The 4,681-nt window shown below is 39.7% G+C and carries 6 protein-coding genes; 1 reads left to right on the top strand and 5 read right to left on the bottom strand.

The window, feature by feature from the left end; translation table 11 throughout:
* Nucleotides 1–203: 203 nt before the first annotated feature.
* The 5 genes from Q0X77_RS15420 to Q0X77_RS15070 form a co-directional block, all read right to left on the bottom strand.
* Nucleotides 204–305 (bottom strand): YegP family protein, encoded by a 102-nt coding sequence (locus Q0X77_RS15420; RefSeq protein ID WP_366939249.1) that lies wholly within the window; start codon nucleotides 303–305, stop codon nucleotides 204–206.
* Between the two features lie 250 nt (nucleotides 306–555).
* On the bottom strand, nucleotides 556–1,374 hold the full coding sequence (locus Q0X77_RS15085) for a mechanosensitive ion channel domain-containing protein (RefSeq protein ID WP_297798648.1): 819 nt from the start codon (nucleotides 1,372–1,374) through the stop codon (nucleotides 556–558).
* 28 nt (nucleotides 1,375–1,402) lie between these two features.
* Nucleotides 1,403–1,591, bottom strand: coding sequence for a hypothetical protein (locus Q0X77_RS15080; protein WP_297798647.1), 189 nt, complete (start codon nucleotides 1,589–1,591; stop codon nucleotides 1,403–1,405).
* Nucleotides 1,591–2,214 (bottom strand): sigma-70 family RNA polymerase sigma factor, encoded by a 624-nt coding sequence (locus Q0X77_RS15075; protein WP_366939248.1) that lies wholly within the window; start codon nucleotides 2,212–2,214, stop codon nucleotides 1,591–1,593. The genes Q0X77_RS15080 and Q0X77_RS15075 overlap by 1 nt, the downstream gene beginning before the upstream one ends.
* Before the next feature lie 579 nt (nucleotides 2,215–2,793).
* Nucleotides 2,794–3,381, bottom strand: a complete 588-nt coding sequence (locus tag Q0X77_RS15070; RefSeq protein ID WP_297798646.1) for a hypothetical protein — start codon at nucleotides 3,379–3,381, stop codon at nucleotides 2,794–2,796.
* Nucleotides 3,382–4,013: 632 nt separating this feature from the next.
* Between Q0X77_RS15070 and Q0X77_RS15065 the strand changes: the two genes are divergently transcribed.
* Nucleotides 4,014–4,496 (top strand): hypothetical protein, encoded by a 483-nt coding sequence (locus Q0X77_RS15065; RefSeq protein WP_297798645.1) that lies wholly within the window; start codon nucleotides 4,014–4,016, stop codon nucleotides 4,494–4,496.
* The last annotated feature ends 185 nt before the right edge of the window (nucleotides 4,497–4,681 follow it).

Here is a 4,681-nt window from a genome sequence, read left to right as displayed (position 1 = left end):
CGGTAGGGCATCGATCTGGGCCTGGATAGCATCCGCCCTTGCCTGAATTGCTGCTATTGAGTCTGTTTTACTTGCCTTTGCAGCCTGTAATTCTTCTTTGGTCTGGGAATAGGTGTAAACACCTCCCAACACAAAAAGAGCTAGTAATAGTAATTTTTTCATGGTATTTGTTTTTATGGTTTTCATTGAATTCCTATTAATTACTATGACTTATGATCAATAGTAGCATCGGCAGCATTTTTCTTTACAGAAGCGATCCCATTTTCCATTCCGGCGGTATTGCTATACATCTCACTGGTGCCTATAATTTGTCCGTTTTTAGCCTTTAAGTTAAAATAAGGGCTGCCATCTTTGGCTGTTAAACGGTCATACCTATTATCATCTTTGGCATTTACTTTTACCGAGTTGATCCCGTTGTGAACTTACACTTCCCAGATTTCGTTTTTTTAATTTCAAATTTTCCCATTTTTAGTTTCTATTTTTAATTATACAAATTGTTGATTATAGTTATTCATAACACGCCAAATGGCCCTGCCGGCAGCCTGCTATTTTATCCTATTTAATTTCTACTTTATTTTGAACCAGATCCTTTATGGGGATCACTACCTTAGTTTTGGCTGTTTTCACAGTTACCGAGATTCCTTCTATGGCCTCTATGGTTCCTTCTATTTTTTTCGTTTTAATTGAATCTCCTACGGCATATGTTTTACGGGCATAGAATGTATTGAGCAGATCTGCTACTACTTCCCTGGATCCAAGGCCTAATCCTATTGCAAAAGCTAGTAGAAATGCTCCTATGATCAGGGTAATATTGCTGGTGATTATAGCTGTATCTATCCCAGCCTGGTTCAGCGCAGTTACAAATACAAAAGCAATAATTATATAGTACACAATACCACTCACTATCTTAGATCCACTCATCCCTGTGGATTCGAAAATGGCAAGCAGCGCTTTGCGGATTAGTTTAGCGCCAAACATGCCAATCATAAAAATGACAACAGCACTAAGCAGAATAGGCAAATAGTGCAAGAGGTTTGAGATCTCGGTTGAAACAATAGTTAAACCCATTACTTCGGCTGCTACCATGATAAAGGTGATCCACAGGATCCCTTTTACAAAGCCCAATAAGATCTTAGACACATCTACTTTTATTGCACTTTCTTCCCCAAATAATTTGGCTTCGTTTATTTTTTCTGAGACCTTATCAATTCCTGCGATCCGTAAGATCTTTTTCAAAATAAATGACGTGATCTTAATGATGAGCCATGCCAGTAGCAATACAATAATTGCGCCTATGATTCCGGGGAGTGCAGATACGATATCCTGAAAGATAGATTTGAGGGATTCTGATGCCAAGCTTCCTATTGATTCCATAATTTTAGTGAGATTAGATAGTTATATATTAGTTTTTACGACGGGTCTTAAACATTCCGGATAACGCCTCTTTGACGTTTAGGGTAAACAGAGAGGCCAGATCCATAATAAGCTTGGCTGTGGCAACATCATTCATCACCTTTGATTTGAGATTCGGGGGGGCATCCTTGATGAGTTTGCCCAAATCTTTAAACGGATTTTTACTGTTATCTGCCATTATGAGGTTGCATTATAGGTTTCTAATAATCTTGCTTTCGCTCTTTTCAGGCGCATTTTTACAGCACTTTCACCAATATCCAAAATGGCAGAAAGTTCTTTAATGGGAACATCATCCTGATATTTCAGCAACAGGATGGCTTTATCTTCCGGGGCTATTTGTTCTAATACTGTTTTTAGCTTATCCGAGCGCATTTGGAATAAGCTTTTGTCCTCCACATCAAAGGTCATCCCAGGGTCATTGGCATCCAGCTTTTCTGATTTCTCACTCATTTTACGCGCTTTGTTCCTGTTTACATAGTTGACACAAAAATTATAGGTTAAGGCATATACCCAACTTGAAAATTTGGAGTTGCCTTTAAAACTTCCCATTTTAACGTAAATCGTGAGAAAAACATCCTGAGTAAGGTCTGCAGCTTCATCATCAGACCATGAAAAACCTGAACATTTGGTATAGATCTTATTTGCATAACGGTCATAAATAATCCCAAATAAGAGCGTGTTATTTGTCTCAATAATGGTTTTGACCAATTCCTCGTCACTAAGGCCCCGATAAGGATTATCCTCAGTTAAATCAGACTTGTATCGATCCCCGATCAATACAAGAATTAAATTTTTAAGCATGGTCACCATCTACTATGGTTTATACTGGTTATTTAGTAAATACCGACAATTTAATGAAACCTTGAGATATGGGCCCCCTTTGAAAATTTTAATGTTCTTACAGAGACCCAAATCAACCCAACTAACTACCCTATCTAACAACAAAATCTTTCATCATTTTCAGTGCACATATTTTGTAGGTTTCACCCTAATCTGGCCAGTAGATGTATGGGGGTACAGCTACCGGCAGATAAGGTGACCTTAAAAAAGGCCTGTTCATGAAAATCTCTTTAAAATGGTTAACTATCAATGACATACATACTTAAGACACCAAATATTTTAAAAGGTCACTTTCATTGTGAAAATTATACAAGAAATTGTACAAATAGCCCATTACCACGCTCCTTAGCACTAAAAATCAAGGATGCAATTTTGTATATGCAGTAAGACAAAATAGTTAGACTTTAAGGATAGAAACTAATACGTCAGGAGTAAATAAGAAAACTATTGAAAGGAATTCCAAGCTCCAGGTGATACGGAAGTTACACTCCATAGCCATTCGCCTCATTTAGTATCCGAATTTTTGGAAATGGAAACCTATTATTCCTGAACGTAATAAAGATCAGCCAACCTATACAGCAAAAAGTCTATGATCTCTGAATCTGAAGAACCTTTGCGAAACATTAAATAGGCATTTTTTATTTGTTCCTTATTAAAGAGATCCAGATCAACAGAACCATAAGCTCTAAAGGCATTCCATGATTTCAGCCCCTCCAGCATTTCCCAATGGGCTTCATAGGTTAATTTAGCCAGTGCTACCTCTCTGGTATAAGCCTCCCTGTCCGGTCTGTTTTTTGAGTTTTTGAGCAGGTTATTATATTCTTCCAGCAAGTACTGATCCGCCTTTTCTGCCTCGCTTAACAGGCTGTAATAAGCCCTGGAGACATAGGCGTTATATAATTGAACAAACAAGCCGGCCCTTTCCCGGGCTTTGGGCTCCATAGGTCTGTGATTCAGCGTAGTGCCATCAAAGGAATTAATCCCTGGGGCCGAATGCATGGTTTCTTGTATGTTGCTTTGATAGTCTTGTTGAGTGAACTGCTGAGCCGTAGTTTTTGCCGTAAAAGAAACGGTAAGCAGCAACCATAGCACTCCTGAAAAAATACGTAGTTCCTTTTTTCTTTTCATTTTCATCAAGAGATTTTAATCCCTTTTTGCGCACCTGTTCTAAAGAGCGCTGATTGTCCTTCAAGAAACAAAAAGAAAGAAGTTAAAAAAAGAATTGCCTTTAAAGGGACAATATAGTCGATGAGGGTGCTGTGAAAAGGCTTGTCTGATGTAAAAACCTACATGCCCTGGCATAAAAAGTTTTAAAGATCTCTAAGTCATTTCGACAAGAGGTACGAAGTACCGACTGAGAAATCTGAAAGAAAGTACGAGGTAAGAAGGTACGAAGTACGAAGGGAGGTCAAAGAATCTCTGAATCCCGTTCGAAAAACCTCCAAGTCATTTCGACAAGAGGTACGAAGTACCGACTGAGAAATCTGAAAGAAAGTACGAGGTAAGAAGGTACGAAGTGCGAAGGGAGGTCAAAGAATCTCTGAATCCCGTTCGAAAAACCTCCAAGTCATTTCGACAAGAGGTGCGAAGTACCGACTGAGAAATCTGAAAGAAGGGGGTGTGACCGTACAGCACGTTTTTCAAAGCAAACTGATCAGGGTCATTGCGCACAGTAGCAGATCTCAATACATTTATTGCTGTAATCAGAAGGTGATACACTCCCTTCTTTGGAGATGCCCCTTCATCTAAAATTTATAGCTATGAAACAGTTCACCTATCTCTTTTTAATCGCATTAATTTCGTTGACTTTCTCTTGTAATGATGATGATGATGACGAAGTCATACTCACCAAAGATGGTACGTTCCAGATCAGTGAACTCGCCGGAAGCTGGGAAGCCACCAAGGCCCAGTTTAGTGTAAGCACTGTCTCTGTAGATGTGGTAGAAGACGGCGGAACTACCAGCATGTCTGTGCAATCTAATGGCCGCTTTACCCTCACCATAGATCCGGTAGACCGGGATGCGTATACCGTAAGTGGAGAAATGTTCTGGGAGGAGTGGCAGCAAACATTCTACTTTGCCATAGTCTGGGATGATGACCCTGATGATTGGGATACCTACGGCCACACCTTTGACGGGACAACGCTATCCCTTAATGGGGGCGCCGATACAGGGGAATACGACTTTAACAATGACGGGGATATGTCATCCTGTACGGTCCATTTTATCTTTGATCGATCCTAAGGAGGGTGTGCCCAGTGCTAAATGGTGTAAAGAGTCCGTTCCGGAACACCTATGTCATTTCGATATGAGGTACGAAGTACCGATTGAGAAATCTGAAGAAAGTACGAGGTAAGAAGGTACGAAGTAAGAAGGGAGTTCAAATAAATTTTTGAATTCCGTTCTACAGAACACCTATGTCATTTCGA

Origin of the sequence: uncultured Eudoraea sp. (assembly GCF_947258925.1) — a bacterium.
In the GTDB taxonomy this organism is placed as follows: Bacteria; Bacteroidota; Bacteroidia; order Flavobacteriales; family Flavobacteriaceae; genus Eudoraea.
The sequence above is the reverse complement of the archived record's forward strand: the minus strand, read 5'-3'. Positions and strand labels throughout refer to the sequence as shown.